Here is a 19,884-nt window from a genome sequence, read left to right as displayed (position 1 = left end):
GCGCCACCGGCGCGCCTTCAGGGGCGCGGAGAACGGCGCGACAAGCCACAGACAACTCGCAGCCGACGGACCGGACCGGCCCCCACCCCCTCAGTCCTCATGCCCCAACTGCAGATCACGCTCCGTTCGACCACCCCCGGCAATCTGAAGCACCGTAGCCACCGGCGGGTACCCCGCAGCGATGACCGTGTACTCACCCGACGACAGATCGACGAACCGGAACGTCCCGTCGGCCCTGGTCGTCAACGTGTCGACGACGTTGCCCGCGGCGTCGAGCAGTGTCACGCGCGCGTCGTCCACGGGCCGCCCGTCCCCCGCGCGTACGGTGCCGCGCAGCACCGCGCCGCCCGCGAGTTCGACGTCCTGCCGGGTCTCGCGCGAGGCCTGCACGGTGACGGGCAGCGCCGCCGGGCGGAACGCGGGCGCGCTCGCGGCGAGGGTGTACTCCCCGGCCACCAGCTCGGTGATGACGTACGCCCCTTCCCGCCCGCTCCGGGTGGTGGCGACCACCTCTCCGTGCACATTGGTGAGCGTGACGGTGGCCTCGCGCACGGGAGTTCCGTCGGCCGTGAGCACACTTCCCGCCAGCCGTCCCGCGCCGCCGAGCACGAGGTCGAGCTCGACCGGCCGCTCCCCGACGGTCACCGAGACCGCCTGCGGCTGGTGGCCGCCGGCCGCAGCGATCAGGACGTAGGAGCCGGATCCGGGCGTGGACAGCGCGTACCGTCCGTCCTCGCCGCTCGCGCCGCGCCCGATCTGCTGTCCGGCGACGTCGATGAGGGTGAGCGCGGCACGCGGCACTACGGTGCCGTCGGGATGCTGGACCGTGCCGCAGACGGGAACTCCGGCGACGTACGGCGAACGCGCGTGCGGTACCTGGGCCGCGGGCGGGGAATCGGCTGGGGCGTTGTGGGACACCAGTGGTTTCTCCTTGAGGAAGACGGCGATGAGCAGGCCGAGGACGAGCACCGGCACGAGGTAGAGGAAGATCCGTGGCATGGCGTCGGCGTAGGCCGCGATGTATGTGTCACGCAGCGCCGGGGGCAGTGCATGGACGAGCTGCGGGGTGATGGACTCGGGGTCGGGCAGGCGGGCGCCGGCGCGCGCGGGGAGCCGTGACGCGAGGGCGTCCGAGAGCCGGTTGGCGAACAGGGTGCCGAAGACGGCGGCGCCGACGCTGCCGCCGATCTGCCGGAAGTAGTTGTTGGCGCTGGTCGCGGCGCCGAGGTCGGCGGGGCGCACGGAGTTCTGCACGGCGAGGATGAGGACCGGCATCACCATGCCGATACCGGCGCCGAGGACGGCCATCCAGATGCTGTACTGCAGCCGCGGCGTGTCCACGTCGAGCCGGGACAGCAGCCACATGCCGACGGCGGCCAGGGCGCTGCCGAGGACCGGATAGAGCTTGTAGCGGCCGGTACGGCTGATCAGTTGTCCGCAGACGATCGAGGCACCGACGATACCGGCCATCATCGGCAGCATCAGCAGCCCGGACTCGGTGGCACTCGCCCCGTCGACCATCTGCAGGAAGGTGGGAAGGTAGCTGGCGGCGCCGAACAGGGCGACACCGATGACCAGCCCGACCAAGGCGGTGACGTTGAAGACCGAGTCCCTCAGGAGCCGCAGGGGGATGAGGGGTTGGGCGGCGAACCCCTCTGCGATCAGGAAGAGCGCGCTCGCGAGGACGGCGCCCGCGCCCAGCCCCAGGATGACGCGCGAGCCCCAGGCGTACTCGATGCCGCCCCAACTGGTCAGCAGCACCAGACAGGTCGAGGCGGCGGTCAGCAGCAGTGTGCCGAGCACGTCGAGGCGACCCTTCGCGGCGGGCTTCGGCAGTTTCAGCACGGCGGTGATGACGGCCAGCGTGACCAGGCCGAAGGGCACGTTGACGTAGAAGCACCAGCGCCAGGAGAGGTGGTCGGTGAAGTACCCGCCCAGAAGGGGCCCGGCGACGGAGGCGAGGCCGAAGGCAGCGCCGATGATGCCCATGAAGCGGCCGCGTTCGCGGGGCGGGACGATGTCCGCGATGATCGCCTGCACGCCGATCATGAGCCCGCCGGCACCGACGCCCTGGACGGCACGGAAGGCGATCAGCTGGTCCATGGACTGCGCCCGTCCGGCAAGCGCGGAGCCGACGACGAAGGCGGCGATCGCGAACTGGAAGACGCCCTTGCGCCCGAAGAGGTCGCCGCACTTGCCGTAGACGGGCAGTCCGACGGTGGAGGTCAGCAGGTACGCGGTGATCGCCCAGGACATCCGGTCCAGGCCGTGCAGTTCGCCGACGATCTTCGGGAGCGCGGTGGCCACGATCATCTGGTCGAGGGCGGCGAGCAGGAGCGCGAGCATGAGCCCGACGAAGACCAGGCGCACCCGGCGGGGGCTGAGCGCCGCCGGGGGTTCGGGGCCGGCCGGCTCCCGGGGCGGGTCCGGGACCACGGGCGGCACGGCCTGCTTGCTGCCCGCGGCCACCTCGTTCACCGCAGTCGTCCCGCCCACGTACCGCTCCCCTCGTCGCGCCTGCGCCGCCCATTTCTCGCATTGCGCGACAACTGGGAGCAAGCGCGACGAGTCGCCCATGCGACCGGCCGCTTGAAGGTATGCGCCGGTCGGAGCGCTACGGCGCACAACCGCACCGGACGGAAAACCACTCGAAACGGTGAGCGTGAGAATCAGCCGGACGACGGACGAGGCGCGCACCGGGGGCTCGGGATGCGGGCTCCGCGCCCCCGGTGCGCGCAAGGAGCGCAGCGGCGCCCCCGGTCCCGCCCGGTCGCTTCCGGTGTCGTACCCGGTGTTACTTCTCCACCTCGGCAGCCAGCTTCGCGAGCAGCGCGTCGTAGATCCGGCCGAGGCCCTTGGGCGCGAAGGTCTTCTCGAAGAAGCCGCCGATGCCGCTCGCCCCCTTCCAGGTGGTGGTCACGACGACCCGGGACTTGCCCTCGCCGGCCGGGGTGACCCGCCAGGTGGTGACCATCGTGGAGTTGCGGTCCTTCTCGACGAGTTCACCGTCGGTCGGCTCGCTCACCTCCAGGAGGCAGTCACGGACGCGCTTGCTGGTGGCCTGGAGCTTCCAGTGCACGAGGGTGCCCTCACCGTCACCGCCCTCGCGCACCTCGTACTCGCTGAACTGCTCGGGCAGCACCTTCGCGCGGCTGCCGCTGTAGTCGGCGAGGGTGTCGAACACCGTCTCCGCGTCCGCCGCGATGACCCGCTCCGTCGAGGCCTCGACCTGCGCCATGACCTTCCTCTTCCTGTACGTGATGGGGGTGTTGCGCCATCCCATCACATCCGCAGGCCCGGCCGGCGACGGGGACACCCCTGCAGAATCGAACGATCGATCGAAATCATCGTCGCGATCAAGAGAACATGTGTTCTATTCTGTGCCCAGTGCTACCAAGGAGGCGCCCCATGCGCTGGGAACATCTGGCCGAGAACCCCGCCCCTGCCCGCAACCCCGCGCTGTTCGACGCGGACGCGGTGACCACCCGCACCTTCGACACCCCGGAATTCCGCGGCATCACCTTCCACGAAGTCCGGGCCCGCTCCATCGTGAACCGGGTGCCGGGCGCCTCCCGCATGCCGTTCGAGTGGACGGTCAACCCCTACCGGGGCTGCACGCACGCGTGCGTGTACTGCTTCGCACGCAAGACGCACAGCTACCTGGACCTCGACACGGGGCTCGGCTTCGACAGCCAGATCGTGGTGAAGGTCAACGCCCCGGAGCTGCTGCGCTCCCACCTCGGCTCGCGCCGCTGGCTCGGAGAGCACATCGCGATGGGCACCAATGTCGACTGCTACCAGCGGGCCGAGGGCCGCTACCGGCTGATGCCGGGCATCATCTCGGCCCTGCGCGACCATGCGAACCCTTTCTCGATCCTCACCAAGGGGACGCTGATCCTGCGCGACCTCGACCTGCTCAAGCAGGCCTCGGAGGTCACCGACGTCGGCATCTCCGTCTCCGTCGGCTTCGTCGACCAGGAGCTGTGGCGCACCGTCGAACCCGGCACCCCGGCGCCGGAGCGCCGCCTGGACGTCGTACGCACCCTGGGCGAGCACGGCATCGGTTGCGGCGTCCTGATGGCCCCGGTGGTCCCGTTCCTGAGCGACCACCCGGCCCAACTGCGCGCCACGGTACGAGCGATCGCCGCCGCCGGGGCCACCTCCGTGACCCCGCTGGTGCTGCATCTGCGCCCGGGCGCCCGTGAGTGGTTCATGGCCTGGCTGGAGCGCCGGCACCCGTATCTCGTACGCCGCTACGAGCGCCTGTACGCGGAGGGCGCGTACGCCCCGAAGTGGTACCAGCGTCGGATCACCCGTCAGGTGCACGAACTGGCACAGGAGTACGGCATCGGCCCCACGCGCGCCGGGATGCCGCGCAGAATCCGGCCGCCCGAGCCGCTGACGCCCGAGCCCGTGGCGGCCGGCCCGATCCAGCTCTCCCTCCTTTGAGGATTCGGTTCCTGCCCGGGGCGCATCCGGGCGCTTCCCGCGGCCCAATTGGGTCAACTCTTGCCTGAACGCGCTTTTCCGGCGCAGCTTTCCGGGACGATGCGGCGAGGACCTGACACTCGGGGTCCGACCCCCTCCGTCCTGGGAGGCCTTACATGACAAAACGCGCAGCCGTGCTGTGCGGTGCCGCCGTGGTCGTGGCCGGGATGCTCACAAGCGTCCCGGCCGACGCAAGTGCGCCGCGCACCGCGGACACCGCGCAAGCGGCGAAACCCACCTGGAAGAAGTGCGCCACCGCCGCCTATCCGACGCTCCAGTGCGCGTCCGTGACGGTGCCGCTCAACTACGCGAACCCGCTCGGACGGCAGATCACGCTGGCGCTCTCCCGCGTCCCGCACACCGCGAAGACCTATCAGGGGCCGCTGCTGGTCAATCCCGGCGGGCCCGGCGGCAGCGGTCTGACCCTCGCGGGATTCGTCGCGTCCTCGCTGCCCAAGGCGGTGGCGGCACAGTACGACGTCATCGGGTTCGACCCTCGGGGCGTGGGCAAGAGCAAGCCCGCCCTGGACTGCAAGCCGGGTTACTTCAACCCGGTGCGCCCGGACTCGGTGCCCAGCACCCCTGCCCTGGAGAAGGCCAACCTCTCCCGTGTCACGTCCTTCGCCATGGCGTGCGCCACCAAGTACGCGAGCGTGCTGCCGTACATCGACACGGTCAGCGCCGTGCGGGACATGGACGCGATCCGGAAGGCTCTGGGCGCCAAGAAGGTCAGCTACTTCGGGTACTCGTACGGCACTTACCTCGGCGCCGTCTATGCGAAGCTCTTCCCGCAGGGGGTACGCCGTCTGGTGCTCGACTCCATCGTCGACCCCACGGGCGTCTGGTACGACGACAACATCCAGCAGGACTACGCGTTCAACGACCGCCACCAGGCCCTGATGGCGTGGATCGCCAAGCACGACTCGACGTACAGGCTCGGCACCGACCCGGCCGAGGTCGAGGCCAAGTGGTACGCGATGCGGGCCGCGCTGGCCAAGAACCCGGCCCAGAAGAAGGTGGGGGCCTCCGAACTGGAGGACACCTTCATCCCCGGCGGCTACTACAACGGCTACTGGCCGTACCTCGCCCAGGCGTTCGCGGCGTATGTGAACGACAAGGACTCCGGCCCGCTGGTCGCGATGTACACGAAGCTCGGCGCCATCGACGCCTCGGGCGACAACGGGTACAGCGTCTACGCATCCGTGCAGTGCCGTGACACCTCCTGGCCCCGGGGCTGGGCACAGTGGCGCAATGACAACTGGGCCGTGTACGACAAGGCGCCGTTCATGGCCTGGAACAACGCCTGGTACAACGCGACCTGCACTTTCTGGCCGAGGAGCTCGCTGCGACCGGTGGACGTCTCCAACACCGCGCTGCCGCCGACGCTGCTGTTCCAGGCGACCAATGACGCGGCCACCCCTTACCGCGGTGGTGTGACGGTCCATCATCTGCTGCGCGGCTCCAGCCTGGTGGTCGAGCAGGGCGGCGGGAACCACGGCATCACGCTGAGCGGGAACGCCTGCCTGGACAAGTACCTGGCGGCGTACCTCGCCAACGGCACAGTGCCGCACGGCAGCGGGGGCATTGACGCGGTGTGCCAGAAACTGCCCGATCCGGAGCCGCTGAGCACCAAGGCGGTGTCCACCGCCTCGCACGGTTCGACGCTGCACGGGCTGCTCGGCTCCCGCGGCTGAAGCTGTCCTCCGGGCCCGTCGGGGGCGTTGTCAGACCCATGGTCCACCATGGACGCATGACCGAGCTGACCAGGATTCCCGCCCCCGACGGGGTCGCCCCCGCCGCCGCGTACACTCACGTCGTCATGGGCACCGGCCGCTTCGTCGCGATCTCCGGCCAGCTCGCCCTGGACGAGGACGGCAAGCTCGTCGGCGAGGGCGACCCGGCGGCGCAGGCCCGGCAGGTCTTCGAGAATCTGAGGCGCTGTCTGGCCGCCACCGGGGCCACGTTCGACGACGTGGTCAAACTGACCTTCTTCGTCACGGACATGGCGTACATGCCGGCGATCCGCGCGGCCCGTGCCGAGCACATACGCGAGGACCGGCTGCCCGCCGCGTCGGCGGTGCAGGTGGCCGCACTGGTACGCCCGGAGTTCCTGATGGAGATCGAGGCGTACGCGGTACTGCCGGAATAACCCGTGGCCGCGCGGAGGCACGGCTGTCCATGGAGAGGGACGGCAGTGTCGTGAACCAGGTCGGTATGGGGGCGCCTCCCAGGCCATTGAGCCACTGGGGGAGGGACGGGCAGGCCGTCGGCTGGGCGGCGCACGGGCCGTACCGGGACGGCGAAGTCCGCACCGGGGACGCCGAGTTGTACGCGCTGTACGTCTCCCCCGAGCTGCTCGGTACCGGCATCGGCCGGGCCCTGCTCACCGAGTCGGTACGGCGGTGCGACGCGGCCGGGTACCGGCGGATGTTCCTGTGGGTGCTCAGGGAGAACATCCGCGCCAGGCGCTTCTACGAACGGGCCGGGTTCCGCCCCGACGGCACCGAGGAGCCGTTCGACGCGGACGGGGTCGCCGTGCCCGAGGTGCGGTACGCGGCCGAGTTGCCGCTCCCCGTCTGACGGGTCACTGCCGCCGGGAAATGAGTGCCAGCGCATGCACCGCCGCCTCCGCCAGCGCCGGGTGCGCGAGCGCCTCGTTCAGCACGGGTCTGGCCCGGGCGTCGCCGAGCGCACCGAGCCCCTCCACGCAGGCGAGAGCCACCTTCCGGTACGGATCGTGCGGCCGCAGTCTGCGCTGCAATGTGGTGATCAGCGCAGGGACGGCCTCGGCGGCACGCAGCTCGACGAGCAGGCGTATGGGGTGGAGTGCGTAGGCGACGCGGAGTTCGTTCGTGGCGAGGGCGGCTGCCGCGCGGGCGGTGCGCGGATCGCCGAGCCGGGCGAGGGCGTAGGCGGCCGACGCACAGCGCTGGGGGTCGCGGTGGTTGAGCAGCAGGATGAGCGTCTCGAACGCCCGCCGGTCCTCCGCGAGGCCCAGCCGGAACGCGGCGAGTTCCCGCGCCCACAGCGGCTGTCCGGGCTCGGTCAGCACGGCGGCCAGCTCGTCGAGGCCATCGGTCGCCACCAGTCGCTCGTACCCCGGCGACCCGCCGGCCTCCACCTGCACACGCTCCGTGAGTGATCGCAACGCTTCGTCCATGAAGCTGAGACTAGGGGCGCACGCCGCACACGGGGACCTACATCACAAAGTCCGGGGGCTGGCGTGCTCGTTACCCGTGAGTTAAGCTCAATCGAGCGAGTTACCCACTCGCACTGACTTGCGGCGGCCTGGTGACGCAGCCGTCGCAGGGGGCGCCTCCCACTCCCGTAAGGCGGTGGGGACGCTGGTCGGTTCGGTACATCGGTACCTCAGTACGACGCGGCTCCGGGACAGGGCCGGTCGGATCATCGTTCCGGGCGTGTGCACGCCCGTGGACGACACCGGGCGTGTGCGCTTGTCAGCCCGGCAAACACCCGCACTCTCAGCACTGTGTGCGCCCGTCGGCGTATCCAGGCGCTTCCCTCAGTCGTCACCTTCATTCCTGGAGTCCCGCCATGGCCACTCCCCTGTCCGACACGTCCCTGTCCCCCCTCAAGACCATTGCCGTCGTCGGCCTCGGCACCATGGGCACCGGCATCACCGAGGTGCTGACCCGGGCCGGCCGCGAGGTCATCGGTATCGATGTCAGCGAGGCCGCGGCCACCAAGGCCGTCGCCGCCCTGGAGTCGGCCACCGCCCGCGCCGTCGGCCGCGGGCGTCTGACCGAACAGGAGCGCGACGACGCCCTCGCCCGCTTCCGCACCTTCACGGATCTGCGGGCTGCGGCCGACGCGGACCTGGTGATCGAGGTGGTCCCGGAGTCGTACGAGATCAAGCAGCAGGTCTTCCGCGCCCTCGACGGCATCGTGCGCCCGGACACCATCCTCGCCACCGGCACCAACGCCCTCTCCGTCACCCGGCTCGCGGCCGACTCGGCCCACCCCGAGCGCGTCCTCGGGCTGCACTTCTTCAACCCGGCGCCGGCGATGCGGCTGGTCGAGGTCGTCTCGTCCGTGCTGACCGCGCCCGCGGCCGTCACCGCCGTCACCAACCTCGCCCTCGACCTCGGCAAGGAGCCCGTCGCGGTGGGCGACCGGCCCGGGTTCGTCGCCGACGGGCTGCTGTTCGGCTATCTCAACCAGGCCGCCGCGATGTACGAGGCCAAGTACGCCTCCCGCGAGGACATCGACGCCGCGATGAAGCTGGGCTGCGGACTGCCCATGGGCCCGCTCGCCCTGCTCGACCTGATCGGCATCGACACGGCCCGTACGGTCCTGGAGGCCATGTACGCCGCCTCCCACGACCGGCTGCACGCGCCCGCCCCGATCCTCAAGCAGCTCAGCGAGGCGGGCCTGACCGGCCGCAAGTCGGGGCGCGGCTTCTACACGTACGAGGCGCCCGGCAGCCCGACCGTCGTGCGCGACGCACTGACGCCGCTGGACGGTGCCTCCCTGGTCCCGGGCCGTACGGTCCGCTCGGTGGGTGTCGCAGGCTCGGGCACCATGGCGTCCGGGATCGCCGAGGTCTTCGCCAAGGCCGGGTACGAGGTCGTCCTCGCCGCCCGCACCGAGGAGAAGGCCCAGGCCGCCCGGGCCCGGATCGGCAAGTCGCTCGCACGTTCGGTCGACAAGGGCCGGATGACGTCCGAGGCGGCCGCGCAGACGCTCGACCGGATCCGGCCGACCGGCTCCTACGACGACTTCGCGGACGTCGACCTGGCCCTGGAGGCCGTCGCCGAGGACCTGGCGGTCAAGCAGCAGCTGTTCGCCACGTTCGACAAGGTCTGCAAGCCCGGCGCGATCCTCGCGACCACCACCTCCTCGCTGCCGGTCGTCGCCTGCGCCCGTGCCACCTCGCGCCCGCAGGACGTGGTCGGCATGCACTTCTTCAACCCGGCGCCGGCCATGAAGCTGGTCGAGGTGGTCCGTACGGTGCTGACCGCGGACGACGTGCACGCGACAGTCCGCGAGCTGTGTGCATCGATCAGGAAGCACCCGGTGGACTGCGGCGACCGGGCCGGATTCATCGTGAACGCCCTGCTGTTCCCGTACCTCAACAACGCGATCAAGATGGTGCAGGAGCACTATGCGTCTCTTGACGACATCGATGCGGCGATGAAGCTGGGCGGCGGCTACCCGATGGGCCCGTTCGAACTGCTCGACGTGGTGGGTCTCGATGTCTCGCTCGCCATTGAGAAGGTCCTGCACCGCGAGTTCCGCGACCCGGGTCTGGCCCCCGCACCGCTCCTGGAACACCTGGTGGCCGCGGGCTGCCTCGGCCGCAAGACCGGCCGCGGCTTCCGCGAATATGCCAAGCGCTGACCGGCCCGGCGACTGGTTCGCGGGCGGCGCCGACTGGGGCGGACTGCTCGATCCGGCCGGCCACCCCCCGCCCTCCCGGGGCGGGGGGAACCCCGGACCTGCGCACCATCCTGCGCAGATGCAGTACGTTCGGGTCATGTCCCAGCCCGCCAAGTCCTCACGTACGCCCGCCACGCCCGACGCACCGGAGAGCGCCGCAGGCAGTCGCGCCGCCGCCCAGCGGCTCAAGATGCGCCGGGAACTGGCGGCCGCGGCGATGGAACTGTTCGCCACCAAAGGGTACGAAGCGACCACCGTCGACGAGATCGCGGCGGCCGCCGGTGTCGCCCGCCGCACCTTCTTCCGCCACTTCCGCTCCAAGGAAGAGGCGATCTTCCCGGACCACGACGACACCTTGATCCGGGCCGAGGCGGTGCTCAACGCCGCACCCGCGCACGAGCATCCGCTGGACACGGTGTGCCGCGGCATCAAGGAAGTCATGAGGATGTACGCGGCCCGCCCGGAGATCTCCGTGCAGCGCTACAAGCTGACACGCGAGGTGCCGACACTGCGCGAGGCGGAGATCGCCTCGGTCGCCCGCTACGAGCGCCTCTTCACCCGCTATCTGCTCGGCCACTTCGACGAGCACGCGCACGACGACGACGCGAACGACGATCCCCTGCTCGCGGAGGTCGCCGCCTCGGCGGTCGTCACGGCACACAACCACGTCCTGCGGCGCTGGCTGCGGGCCGGCGGACAGGGGGACGTCGAGGCCCAGCTCGACCATGCCTTCGCGATCGTGCGGAAGACGTTCGGCACGGGGATCGGGGCCGGGCGGGAGGTCGCACCCCGCACGGCGACGCCTGCGTCCGCGACCACACAGGGGGAGGTGCTGGTGACGGTGGCCAGGACCGACGCACCCCTCGACGAGGTCATGCGGGCCATCGAGCAGGCCCTCAAGGAGCGTTCATAGCCTCTTCACCCGTTCGGACGCATCACCGCGGCCCTGTGGCGGCACCGAGTGCCACCACAGGGCCGCCCTCGTTTACGCCTACTCAGCGGTAGCTTTGATCGATCATCGCTCATTTGTTACGTAAAGATTTCATCTGAGAGCAATATCTGGCACCCAGTGCCTTGCGGGGTGACACGCCGTGCCATAGCGTGAAGTTGTCCGGGCGGCCGGCGTGCAGAGACCTTTCGTACGCCGGCTGTCCCCGCAAGCCCCCTCGGCGAGCGCGCCCGGACGCCTGCGTCACAGGCAACCTCCTGCGCCACAAAGCGCTGCCACAGCACCACCTCCGCCGAACCGACGGCACCCCTCACACCAGCAGCAGCACCGACGTAACCCTCAGCGTCTCCCCTCAAGACGCCATTCGCCGGAGGCAACACAGTGAAGGACATCCTGGACGCGATCCAATCGGGGACGGCCACGTCCGCCGATTTCGCAGTTCTGCCGCTCCCCGACTCCTACCGCGCGGTCACCGTGCACAAGGACGAGACGGAGATGTTCGCGGGGCTCACCACCCGCGACAAGGACCCCCGCAAGTCGCTGCACCTGGACGAGGTCCCGCTGCCCGAGCTCGGCCCGGGCGAGGCCCTGGTCGCCGTCATGGCCTCCTCGGTCAACTACAACTCGGTGTGGACCTCGATCTTCGAGCCGCTGCCGACCTTCGGCTTCCTGGAGCGCTACGGCAAGCTCTCCGAGCTCACCAGGCGGCACGACCTGCCGTACCACATCATCGGCTCCGACCTCGCGGGCGTCGTCCTGCGCACGGGCCCGGGCGTCAACGCCTGGAAGCCCGGCGACGAGGTCGTCGCGCACTGTCTGTCGGTCGAGCTGGAGTCCTCCGACGGCCACAACGACACGATGCTCGACCCCGAGCAGCGCATCTGGGGCTTCGAGACCAACTTCGGCGGCCTGGCCGAGATCGCGCTCGTCAAGTCCAACCAGCTGATGCCCAAGCCGGGCCACCTGAGCTGGGAGGAGGCCGCCGCCCCGGGTCTGGTCAACTCCACCGCGTACCGGCAGCTCGTCTCCCGTAACGGCGCCCAGATGAAGCAGGGCGACAACGTGCTGATCTGGGGCGCCAGCGGCGGTCTCGGCTCGTACGCCACCCAGTTCGCGCTCGCGGGCGGCGCCAACCCCATCTGTGTCGTCTCCTCGCCGGCCAAGGCGGAGATCTGCCGTTCGATGGGCGCGGAGGCGATCATCGACCGCACCGCCGAGGACTACAAGTTCTGGAAGGACGAGCACACCCAGGACCCGAAGGAGTGGAAGCGCTTCGGCAAGCGCATCCGCGAGCTGACCGGCGGCGAGGACGTCGACATCGTCTTCGAGCACCCGGGCCGCGAGACCTTCGGCGCTTCGGTGTACGTCACGCGCAAGGGCGGCACCATCGTCACCTGCGCCTCTACGTCGGGCTACAACCACGAGTACGACAACCGCTACCTGTGGATGTCCCTGAAGCGGATCATCGGCTCGCACTTCGCGAACTACCGCGAGGCCTGGGAGGCCAACCGGCTCGTCGCGAAGGGCAAGATCCACCCGACGCTGTCCAAGGTGTACTCGCTGGAGGAGACCGGCCAGGCCGCCTACGACGTCCACCGCAACCTCCACCAGGGCAAGGTCGGCGTCCTGTGCCTGGCCCCCGAGGAGGGCCTCGGCGTGCGCGACGAGGAACTGCGCGCCAAGCACATCGACGCCATCAACCGCTTCCGGAACATCTGAGGACACCAGAGGTCATAGATGACTGAGCTCCAGACCGCCGAGGGCAGGCGGGAGAAGGACCGGCCGTGGCTGATGCGCACGTACGCCGGTCACTCCACGGCCGAGGCGTCCAACGAGCTGTACCGGCGCAACCTCGCCAAGGGCCAGACGGGTCTGTCGGTGGCGTTCGACCTGCCGACGCAGACCGGCTACGACTCCGACCACGTCCTCGCCCGCGGCGAGGTCGGCCGGGTCGGGGTGCCGGTCGCGCACCTCGGTGACATGCGTCGGCTGTTCCAGGACATACCCCTGGAGCAGATGAACACCTCGATGACCATCAACGCCACGGCCATGTGGCTGCTGGCGCTCTACCAGGTCGTCGCGGAGGAGCAGGGCGCGGACATCACCAAGCTCCAGGGCACGACCCAGAACGACATCGTCAAGGAGTACCTGTCCCGCGGTACGCACGTCTTCCCGCCGGGACCCTCGCTCCGGCTGACGACGGACATGATCGCGTACACGGTCTCCCACATCCCCAAGTGGAACCCGATCAACATCTGCAGCTACCACCTGCAGGAGGCGGGCGCCACGCCGGTGCAGGAGATCGCGTACGCGATGTCGACGGCGATCGCCGTCCTCGACGCGGTGCGCGACAGTGGCCAGGTTCCGCAGGAGCGCATGGGCGACGTCGTCGGCCGTATCTCCTTCTTCGTGAACGCGGGTGTCCGCTTCATCGAGGAGATGTGCAAGATGCGGGCGTTCGGGCGGATCTGGGACAAGATCACGCGCGAGCGGTACGGCATCGAGGACCCCAAGCACCGTCGCTTCCGCTACGGCGTCCAGGTCAACTCCCTCGGCCTGACGGAAGCCCAGCCGGAGAACAACGTCCAGCGGATCGTTCTCGAGATGCTGGCCGTGACCCTCTCGAAGGGCGCACGCGCGCGTGCCGTGCAGCTCCCGGCCTGGAACGAGGCGCTGGGCCTGCCCCGGCCCTGGGACCAGCAGTGGTCGCTGCGCATCCAGCAGGTGCTCGCCCACGAGAGCGACCTGTTGGAGTACGACGACATCTTCGAGGGCTCGAAGGTCATCGAGGCCAAGGTCGACCAGCTGGTCGAGGAGTCGCTCACCGAGATCGGGCGGATCCAGGAGATGGGCGGCGCGATGGCCGCCGTCGAGTCCGGCTACCTCAAGTCGCAGCTCGTCGCCTCGCACGCGGCACGCCGGGCCCGTATCGAGTCCGGTCAGGAGAAGATCGTCGGCGTCAACATCTTCGAGACGACCGAGCCGAACCCCCTGACGGCAGATCTGGACACCGCGATCCAGACCGTCGACCCGGCGGTCGAGGCCCGCGTCATCGCCTCCCTCCAGCGCTGGCGCGACACTCGCTACCAGCCGCCCTTCAACCACCCGCGCCCCTGCAAGGCGCTGGAGCGGCTGAAGGAGGCGGCCAAGGGCACCGACAACCTGATGGAGGCCACCCTGGAGTGCGCCCGCGCCGGGGTCACGACCGGCGAGTGGGCCGGGGCGCTCCGGGAGGTGTTCGGCGAGTTCCGCGCACCGACCGGGGTCTCGTCCGCGCCGGTCGCGGTGACCGCCGAGGAGGGCACGGCGCTGGCCCAGGTGCGCCGCAAGGTGGATATGACGGCTCAGGACCTCGGTGTCGGCAAGCTCCGCTTCCTGGTGGGCAAGCCGGGCCTGGACGGTCACTCCAACGGCGCCGAGCAGATCGCCGTGCGGGCCCGTGACGCCGGGTTCGAGGTGGTCTACCAGGGTATCCGGCTCACCCCCGAGCAGATCGTGGACGCGGCCCTCGCGGAGGACGTGCACGCGGTCGGTCTGTCCATCCTCTCCGGCTCGCACGCCCAGCTGGTGCCGGACGTGCTGGAGCGGCTGCGCGAGGCCGGTGCGGCCGACATCCCGGTGATCGCCGGCGGGATCATCCCGAACGGCGACGCCGAGCAGCTCAGGGCCGCGGGAGTGGCCGCGGTCTTCACCCCGAAGGACTTCGACATCACCGGGATCATCGGCCGTATCGTCGACGAGATCCGGAAAGCGAACAAGCTCGACCCCCTGGAGGTCCCCGCATGACCACGCCTGTCAACCGCCTTCGCCCGCGGCGCTCGTGCCTGGCGGTACCGGGCTCGAACCCCCGCTTCCTGGAGAAGGCGCAGGGCCTCCCCGCCGACCAGGTCTTCCTGGACCTGGAGGACGCGTGCGCGCCGCTCGCCAAGCCCGAGGCGCGGCACACCATCGTCAAGTTCCTCAATGAGGGTGACTGGACGGGCAAGACGCGGGTCGTGCGCGTCAACGACTGGACGACCGAGTGGACGTACCGCGATGTCGTGACGGTCGTCGAGGGAGCGGGTCCCAACCTCGACTGCATCATGCTGCCGAAGGTGCAGAACGCCGAGCAGGTCGTCGCCCTGGACCTGCTGCTGACGCAGATCGAGAAGACGATGGGCTTCGAGGTCGGCCGCATCGGTATCGAGGCGCAGATCGAGAACGCCCAGGGCCTCAACAACGTCAATGAGATCGCCCAGGCGTCCCCGCGCACCGAGACGATCATCTTCGGCCCGGCCGACTTCATGGCGTCGATCAACATGAAGTCGCTGGTCGTGGGCGAGCAGCCGCCCGGCTACCCGGCGGACGCCTACCACTACATCCTGATGAAGATCCTGATGGCCGCCCGCGCCAACAACCTCCAGGCGATCGACGGCCCCTACCTGCAGATCCGCAATGTGGACGGCTTCCGCGAGGTGGCCGGCCGTGCCGCCGCGCTCGGCTTTGACGGCAAGTGGGTGCTCCACCCGGGTCAGGTGGACGCCGCCAACGAGGTGTTCTCGCCATCGCAGGAGGACTACGACCACGCCGAGCTGATCCTGGACGCGTACGAGTACTGCACGTCCGAGGCGGGCGGCAAGAAGGGCTCGGCGATGCTCGGAGACGAGATGATCGACGAGGCGAGCCGCAAGATGGCGCTGGTCATCGCGGGCAAGGGCCGCGCCGCCGGCATGCAGCGCACCAGCACGTTCGAGATCCCCGTCAGCTAAGGAGCCCTGAGCGCGATGCAGTTCGGACGGACCTACGAGGAGTTCGAGGTCGGGGCGACGTACAAGCACTGGCCGGGCAAGACGGTCACGGAGTACGACGACCACCTGTTCTGTCTCCTCACCATGAACCACCACCCGCTCCACATGGACACGAACTATGCGGAGAAGACGACGGACTTCGGCAAGAACGTCGTCGTGGGCAACTACATCTACTCGCTGCTGCTCGGCATGTCCGTCCCGGACGTCTCCGGCAAGGCGATCGCCAACCTGGAGATCGAGTCGCTCAAGCACGTGGCGCCCACGTTCCACGGCGACACGATCTACGGCGAGACGACCGTGCTCGACAAGTGGCCGTCGAAGTCGAAGAACGACCGCGGCATCGTCCATGTCGAGACCAAGGGCTACAAGCAGGACGGCACGCTGGTGTGCGTGTTCCGCCGCAAGGTGATGGTGCCCACCGAGACGTACATCAAGGAGCGCGGCGGCGAGCAGCCCGGCCGCCCGGAGCTGACCGCACCTGCGGAAAAGAACACGGAGAAGTAAGCCATGGCCCGTCTCGCCCAGACCGCCGGTCTGACCGACATCCAGCAGGAGATCCTCTCCACCGTCCGCGACTTCGTGGACAAGGAGATCATCCCGGTCGCAACCGAGCTGGAGCACCGCGACGAGTACCCGCAGCAGATCGTCGACGGCCTCAAGGAGCTGGGCCTGTTCGGTCTGATGATCCCGGAGGAGTACGGGGGCCTGGGCGAGTCACTCCTCACCTACGCGCTGTGCGTGGAGGAGATCGCCCGCGGCTGGATGTCGGTCTCCGGCATCATCAACACGCACTTCATTGTGGCGTACATGCTCAAGCAGCACGGCACGCAGGAGCAGAAGGAGTACTTCCTGCCGAAGATGGCGCTGGGCGAGATCCGGGGCGCCTTCTCGATGTCGGAGCCGGGTCTGGGCTCCGATGTGTCGGCGATCACGTCGAAGGCGGTCAAGGACGGCGACGAGTACGTCCTGAACGGTCAGAAGATGTGGCTGACGAACGGCGGCACGTCCTCGCTCGTCGCCGTGCTCGTCCGGAGTGACGAAGGACACCCCGAGGGCACGGCCCCCCACAAGTCGATGACGACCTTCCTGATCGAGAAGGAGCCCGGCTTCGGCGAGGTCCGCCCCGGCCTCACCATCCCGGGGAAGATCGACAAGATGGGCTACAAGGGTGTCGACACCACTGAACTGATCATGGACGGTCTGCGCATTCCGGCCAATCGGGTGCTCGGCGGGGTCACCGGCCGTGGGTTTTACCAAATGATGGACGGGGTCGAGGTCGGCCGGGTGAACGTAGCGGCGCGTGGCTGCGGTGTCGCTCAGCGCGCCTTCGAACTGGGCGTCTCCTACGCCCAGCAGCGGCACACCTTCGGCAAGCCGATCGCACAGCACCAGGCCATTCAGTTCAAACTGGCGGAAATGGCCACAAAGGTCGAGGCCGCTCACGCCTTGATGGTGAACGCAGCGCGCAAAAAGGACTCCGGGGAACGAAACGACCTCGAAGCAGGAATGGCGAAGTACCTCGCCTCCGAGTACTGCAAGGAGGTCGTGGAGGATGCCTTCCGGATCCATGGCGGCTACGGCTTCTCGAAGGAGTACGAGATCGAGCGCCTCTACCGCGAGGCCCCGATGCTGCTGATCGGTGAAGGTACCGCCGAAATCCAGAAAATGATCATCGGCCGCCGACTGCTCGAAGAGTATCGGCTCCAAGGCTAGATATCCTGATACGGGGTGTTTTCTTCGCGAAGAAGATCACACCCCGTCAACAGTCTTCGGCCGCCGACTCGGCTTCCTGGCTTGCCCAGTTGCGGTCCGCGACCGGTACGATCGCCGGAAAGCCGCCGTCCCCCGTTGAAGCGCGGCATCATCCGCTACGAAGGTCATCCATGCCCCACAGCCAAACCTCTGCACCACGCGGCCGGGTCCGCCTCGCGCGCGGAGCATCGCCGTGGTTTCTCCCGACCGTTGCCACCGCAGCACTCAGCCTGGCCCGGGCGCGCCGCTCCGGCGCCGCCAAGGCCGTGGCCGTGCCCGCCACCGCGCTCGCGGCGGGCATGCTGTGGTTCTTCCGCGACCCCGAGCGCGAGATCGCCCAGGGCCGGGTCATCTCCCCCGCCGACGGTGTGGTGCAGAGCATCATGCCGTGGAGGGACGGACGCACCCGCGTCGCGATCTTCATGAGCCCGCTCAACGTCCACGTCAACCGCGCGCCGCTGTCCGGCACGGTCACGTCGGTCGAGCACATCCCGGGTGGCTTTGTTCCCGCCTTCAACAAGGAGAGCGAGAACAACGAGCGCGTAGTCTGGCATTTCGACACCGAACTGGGCGACATCGAAATGATCCAGATCGCCGGCGCGGTGGCCCGCCGCATCGTGCCGTACGTGCCCCAGGGCACCAAGGTCGAGCAGGGCGACCGTATCGGTCTGATCCGCTTCGGCTCGCGCGTCGACATCTACCTTCCTGAGGGTGTCGACATCGCGGTGGAGGTCGGCCAGAAGACCGTGGCTGGGGTGACTCGTCTTGACCGTGATTGATCCCGATACCAAGTCCGGCTGGGTGCCGGAGGCCGACGAGGTGGACGACGAGGAGGAGATGCCTCTCTCGCTCCGTCTCTCAATAGCGGACACGCTCACTCTCGGTAACGCCACGTGCGGCTTCATGGCGGTGTACTTCACCACCACCGGGATCCTGATCCCGCACCTGACGGGCAACGACGAGTCGGCGGGCATGGCGCGCCACAGCGCGGCGACGGCGGTCATCCTCATGCTCTGCGCCGCGGTCTTCGACCTGTTCGACGGCCTGGTGGCGAGGAAGCTGCGCTCCTCTCCGATGGGCGCGGAGCTGGACAACCTCTCGGACCTGATCAGCTTCGGGCTGGCCCCGGCGTACTTCGTCCTGGTCTACGGCATGGTGGCGGACGACGCGCACCAGCGAGTGGCGGCGCTGGGCGCGATCGTGGTGCTGCTGGCGGTGGTCCTGCGTCTCGCACGCTTCTCGTGCGTGACGATGAAGGACGGCATGTTCCAGGGCATGCCCTCACCGTTCGGCGCGCTGACGGTCGTCTCGATCGTGTTGCTGGAGCTGCCGTTCTTCGCCACGCTGCTGGCGATTCTGGGCACTGCGTGGCTGATGGTGAGCCGGGTGGAGTACCCGAAGCCGCGGGGCCGCCTGGCGGTGGCGATGCTGACCTGGATCGTCCTGTCGATGGGTCTCCTGGCGGCCTGGGCCTTCGACGCCCCGAGCGGCCAGCTGCTGCTCCAGACGGGTTGCGCGCTGCAGCTGGTCATGGGCGCGGTGATCCCGCTGTTCGCGACGGCGCGCCGCGTGAACAACTTCCGCGACAACCGCCGCGAGGCGCGTGCGGCGCAGCTGCCGTAGCGGTCCTACGACGCCGAGGGCCCCGAACCGAGCGGTTCGGGGCCCTTTCGTTTGGTGCCCGGGGGGCTGCCGCCCCCAGACCCCCGCTCCGGCCTGACGGCCTCGTCGTCGAACGCCGGACGGGCTGGTGTGTGCCTGGCCGGGCTGGAGCAATCCAGCTCGTGAAGTAGAGCCCTTCCGGTGCGTTTGAGGAGTGGAGCTCCGGCAGCCACCGGCCCCTCCGGGGGCCGACCCCCGCAACGGGGGCTGGGGCGGGCCCCGCGGGGGGTGCAGGGGCGGGCCCCCCGGGGGGGTACAGGGGCGGGCCCCCACGGAGGGTGCAGGGGCGGGACCCCACGGAGGGTGCAGGGGCGGGACCCGCCAGGGGTACAGCGGCCAGCCCCGCCAGGGGCACAGCGGCCAGCCCCGCCAGGGGCACAGCGGCGAGCCCCGCCAGGGACACAGCGGCGAGCCCCGCCAGGGGTACAGGGGACGGAGTCTCCCGCCGGGGCCAGGGGCGGAGGCGCGGGGAGGGGGTCTCGGTGGGCCCTGAAGGGGCGAAGCCCCGGGCAGGGGTGGAGGAGACGCAGTCCCTACGGGCCCTGATGGGGCGAAGCCCCGCGCAGCGTGCACGCGACACAGCCCCGCCGCGCCGAAGAGACAGAGCCCCAGCGGGGTGCACGCGGACGCAGCCCCCGCCGGGCGGAAGGGGCGGAGCCCCGGCAAGGGCGCAGGGGACGCAGTCCCCGCCGGGGGCCAAGGGGCGGAGCCCCCTGGTGGGGTCGAAGGGGCGGAGCCCCGAGCAAGGGCAAGGGACGCAACCCCGCGATGCCGAAGAGGCAAAGCTCCCACAAACGCGCAGGGGGACCCAATCCCCGAAGGCAACGACGGGACACAACCCCGCGC

15 protein-coding genes and 1 pseudogene are annotated in these 19,884 nt (G+C 69.4%); 13 read left to right on the top strand and 3 right to left on the bottom strand.

Going from position 1 to position 19,884, the window contains the following annotated elements:
* Nucleotides 1–90: 90 nt before the first annotated feature.
* Both ABT186_RS27895 and ABT186_RS27890 read right to left on the bottom strand, forming a co-directional pair.
* Nucleotides 91–2,496 (bottom strand): MFS transporter, encoded by a 2,406-nt coding sequence (locus ABT186_RS27895; protein WP_502973341.1) that lies wholly within the window; start codon nt 2,494–2,496, stop codon nt 91–93.
* Nucleotides 2,497–2,794: 298 nt separating this feature from the next.
* Entirely contained in the window at nt 2,795–3,238 is a 444-nt protein-coding gene (locus tag ABT186_RS27890; protein ID WP_351235368.1) for an SRPBCC family protein, read from the bottom strand.
* Nucleotides 3,239–3,408: 170 nt separating this feature from the next.
* Here ABT186_RS27890 and ABT186_RS27885 point away from each other — a divergent pair, with 170 nt between their 5' ends.
* The 4 genes and pseudogenes from ABT186_RS27885 to ABT186_RS27870 all read left to right on the top strand — a co-directional run.
* The gene (locus ABT186_RS27885; RefSeq protein WP_351235366.1) at nt 3,409–4,449 is read left to right on the top strand and encodes an Rv2578c family radical SAM protein; all 1,041 of its coding nucleotides are present in this window, start codon (nt 3,409–3,411) and stop codon (nt 4,447–4,449) included.
* 155 nt (nt 4,450–4,604) lie between these two features.
* Nucleotides 4,605–6,182: an alpha/beta hydrolase gene (locus ABT186_RS27880; protein ID WP_351235364.1), complete on the top strand. Its 1,578-nt coding sequence runs from the start codon at nt 4,605–4,607 to the stop codon at nt 6,180–6,182.
* A 56-nt stretch (nt 6,183–6,238) separates the two neighbouring features.
* A complete protein-coding gene (locus ABT186_RS27875) occupies nt 6,239–6,637 on the top strand; it encodes a RidA family protein (RefSeq protein ID WP_351927370.1) in 399 nt (132 codons plus the stop codon).
* 38 nt (nt 6,638–6,675) lie between these two features.
* Nucleotides 6,676–7,068 (top strand): annotated as a pseudogene (locus tag ABT186_RS27870) (GNAT family N-acetyltransferase); the annotation flags it as partial.
* A gap of 4 nt (nt 7,069–7,072) precedes the next feature.
* On the opposite strand, the gene ABT186_RS27865 reads toward ABT186_RS27870, so the two are convergent.
* Nucleotides 7,073–7,648 (bottom strand): adenylosuccinate lyase, encoded by a 576-nt coding sequence (locus ABT186_RS27865; RefSeq protein WP_351235360.1) that lies wholly within the window; start codon nt 7,646–7,648, stop codon nt 7,073–7,075.
* A 395-nt stretch (nt 7,649–8,043) separates the two neighbouring features.
* Here ABT186_RS27865 and ABT186_RS27860 point away from each other — a divergent pair, with 395 nt between their 5' ends.
* The 9 genes from ABT186_RS27860 to pssA all read left to right on the top strand — a co-directional run bounded on the left by ABT186_RS27860 (nt 8,044) and on the right by pssA (nt 18,999).
* Nucleotides 8,044–9,849 (top strand): 3-hydroxyacyl-CoA dehydrogenase family protein, encoded by a 1,806-nt coding sequence (locus ABT186_RS27860; protein ID WP_351235358.1) that lies wholly within the window; start codon nt 8,044–8,046, stop codon nt 9,847–9,849.
* 136 nt (nt 9,850–9,985) lie between these two features.
* A complete protein-coding gene (locus tag ABT186_RS27855) occupies nt 9,986–10,801 on the top strand; it encodes a TetR family transcriptional regulator (protein ID WP_351235356.1) in 816 nt (271 codons plus the stop codon).
* 417 nt (nt 10,802–11,218) lie between these two features.
* Entirely contained in the window at nt 11,219–12,556 is a 1,338-nt protein-coding gene (gene ccrA, locus ABT186_RS27850) for a crotonyl-CoA carboxylase/reductase (RefSeq protein ID WP_351237101.1), read from the top strand.
* 18 nt (nt 12,557–12,574) lie between these two features.
* Nucleotides 12,575–14,623, top strand: coding sequence for an ethylmalonyl-CoA mutase (locus tag ABT186_RS27845; RefSeq protein ID WP_351927368.1), 2,049 nt, complete (start codon nt 12,575–12,577; stop codon nt 14,621–14,623).
* Nucleotides 14,620–15,585: an HpcH/HpaI aldolase/citrate lyase family protein gene (locus tag ABT186_RS27840; protein ID WP_351237097.1), complete on the top strand. Its 966-nt coding sequence runs from the start codon at nt 14,620–14,622 to the stop codon at nt 15,583–15,585. Before ABT186_RS27845 ends, ABT186_RS27840 begins: the two co-directional genes overlap by 4 nt.
* Nucleotides 15,586–15,600: 15 nt before the next feature.
* Nucleotides 15,601–16,128, top strand: coding sequence for a MaoC family dehydratase (locus ABT186_RS27835; RefSeq protein WP_351237095.1), 528 nt, complete (start codon nt 15,601–15,603; stop codon nt 16,126–16,128).
* A gap of 3 nt (nt 16,129–16,131) precedes the next feature.
* Nucleotides 16,132–17,337, top strand: a complete 1,206-nt coding sequence (locus tag ABT186_RS27830; protein WP_351237093.1) for an acyl-CoA dehydrogenase family protein — start codon at nt 16,132–16,134, stop codon at nt 17,335–17,337.
* A gap of 170 nt (nt 17,338–17,507) precedes the next feature.
* Nucleotides 17,508–18,155, top strand: coding sequence for a phosphatidylserine decarboxylase (locus ABT186_RS27825; protein ID WP_351927367.1), 648 nt, complete (start codon nt 17,508–17,510; stop codon nt 18,153–18,155).
* A 22-nt stretch (nt 18,156–18,177) separates the two neighbouring features.
* On the top strand, nt 18,178–18,999 hold the full coding sequence (gene pssA, locus ABT186_RS27820) for a CDP-diacylglycerol--serine O-phosphatidyltransferase (protein ID WP_351237103.1): 822 nt from the start codon (nt 18,178–18,180) through the stop codon (nt 18,997–18,999).
* Nucleotides 19,000–19,884: the final 885 nt, after the last annotated feature.

It is taken from the genome of Streptomyces sp. NPDC001634, from assembly GCF_040298185.1.
In the GTDB taxonomy this organism is placed as follows: domain Bacteria; phylum Actinomycetota; class Actinomycetes; order Streptomycetales; family Streptomycetaceae; genus Streptomyces.
The sequence above is the reverse complement of the archived record's forward strand: the minus strand, read 5'-3'. Positions and strand labels throughout refer to the sequence as shown.

Coding starts and splice junctions, on each gene's coding strand:
- ABT186_RS27890 (WP_351235368.1), bottom strand. CDS start 3,238: ATGGCGCAGGTCGAGGCCTCGACGGAGCGGGTCATCGCGGCGGACGCG.
- ABT186_RS27885 (WP_351235366.1), top strand. CDS start 3,409: ATGCGCTGGGAACATCTGGCCGAGAACCCCGCCCCTGCCCGCAACCCC.
- ABT186_RS27880 (WP_351235364.1), top strand. CDS start 4,605: ATGACAAAACGCGCAGCCGTGCTGTGCGGTGCCGCCGTGGTCGTGGCC.
- ABT186_RS27875 (WP_351927370.1), top strand. CDS start 6,239: ATGACCGAGCTGACCAGGATTCCCGCCCCCGACGGGGTCGCCCCCGCC.
- ABT186_RS27865 (WP_351235360.1), bottom strand. CDS start 7,648: ATGGACGAAGCGTTGCGATCACTCACGGAGCGTGTGCAGGTGGAGGCC.
- ABT186_RS27860 (WP_351235358.1), top strand. CDS start 8,044: ATGGCCACTCCCCTGTCCGACACGTCCCTGTCCCCCCTCAAGACCATT.
- ABT186_RS27855 (WP_351235356.1), top strand. CDS start 9,986: ATGTCCCAGCCCGCCAAGTCCTCACGTACGCCCGCCACGCCCGACGCA.
- ABT186_RS27845 (WP_351927368.1), top strand. CDS start 12,575: ATGACTGAGCTCCAGACCGCCGAGGGCAGGCGGGAGAAGGACCGGCCG.
- ABT186_RS27840 (WP_351237097.1), top strand. CDS start 14,620: ATGACCACGCCTGTCAACCGCCTTCGCCCGCGGCGCTCGTGCCTGGCG.
- ABT186_RS27835 (WP_351237095.1), top strand. CDS start 15,601: ATGCAGTTCGGACGGACCTACGAGGAGTTCGAGGTCGGGGCGACGTAC.
- ABT186_RS27830 (WP_351237093.1), top strand. CDS start 16,132: ATGGCCCGTCTCGCCCAGACCGCCGGTCTGACCGACATCCAGCAGGAG.
- ABT186_RS27825 (WP_351927367.1), top strand. CDS start 17,508: ATGCCCCACAGCCAAACCTCTGCACCACGCGGCCGGGTCCGCCTCGCG.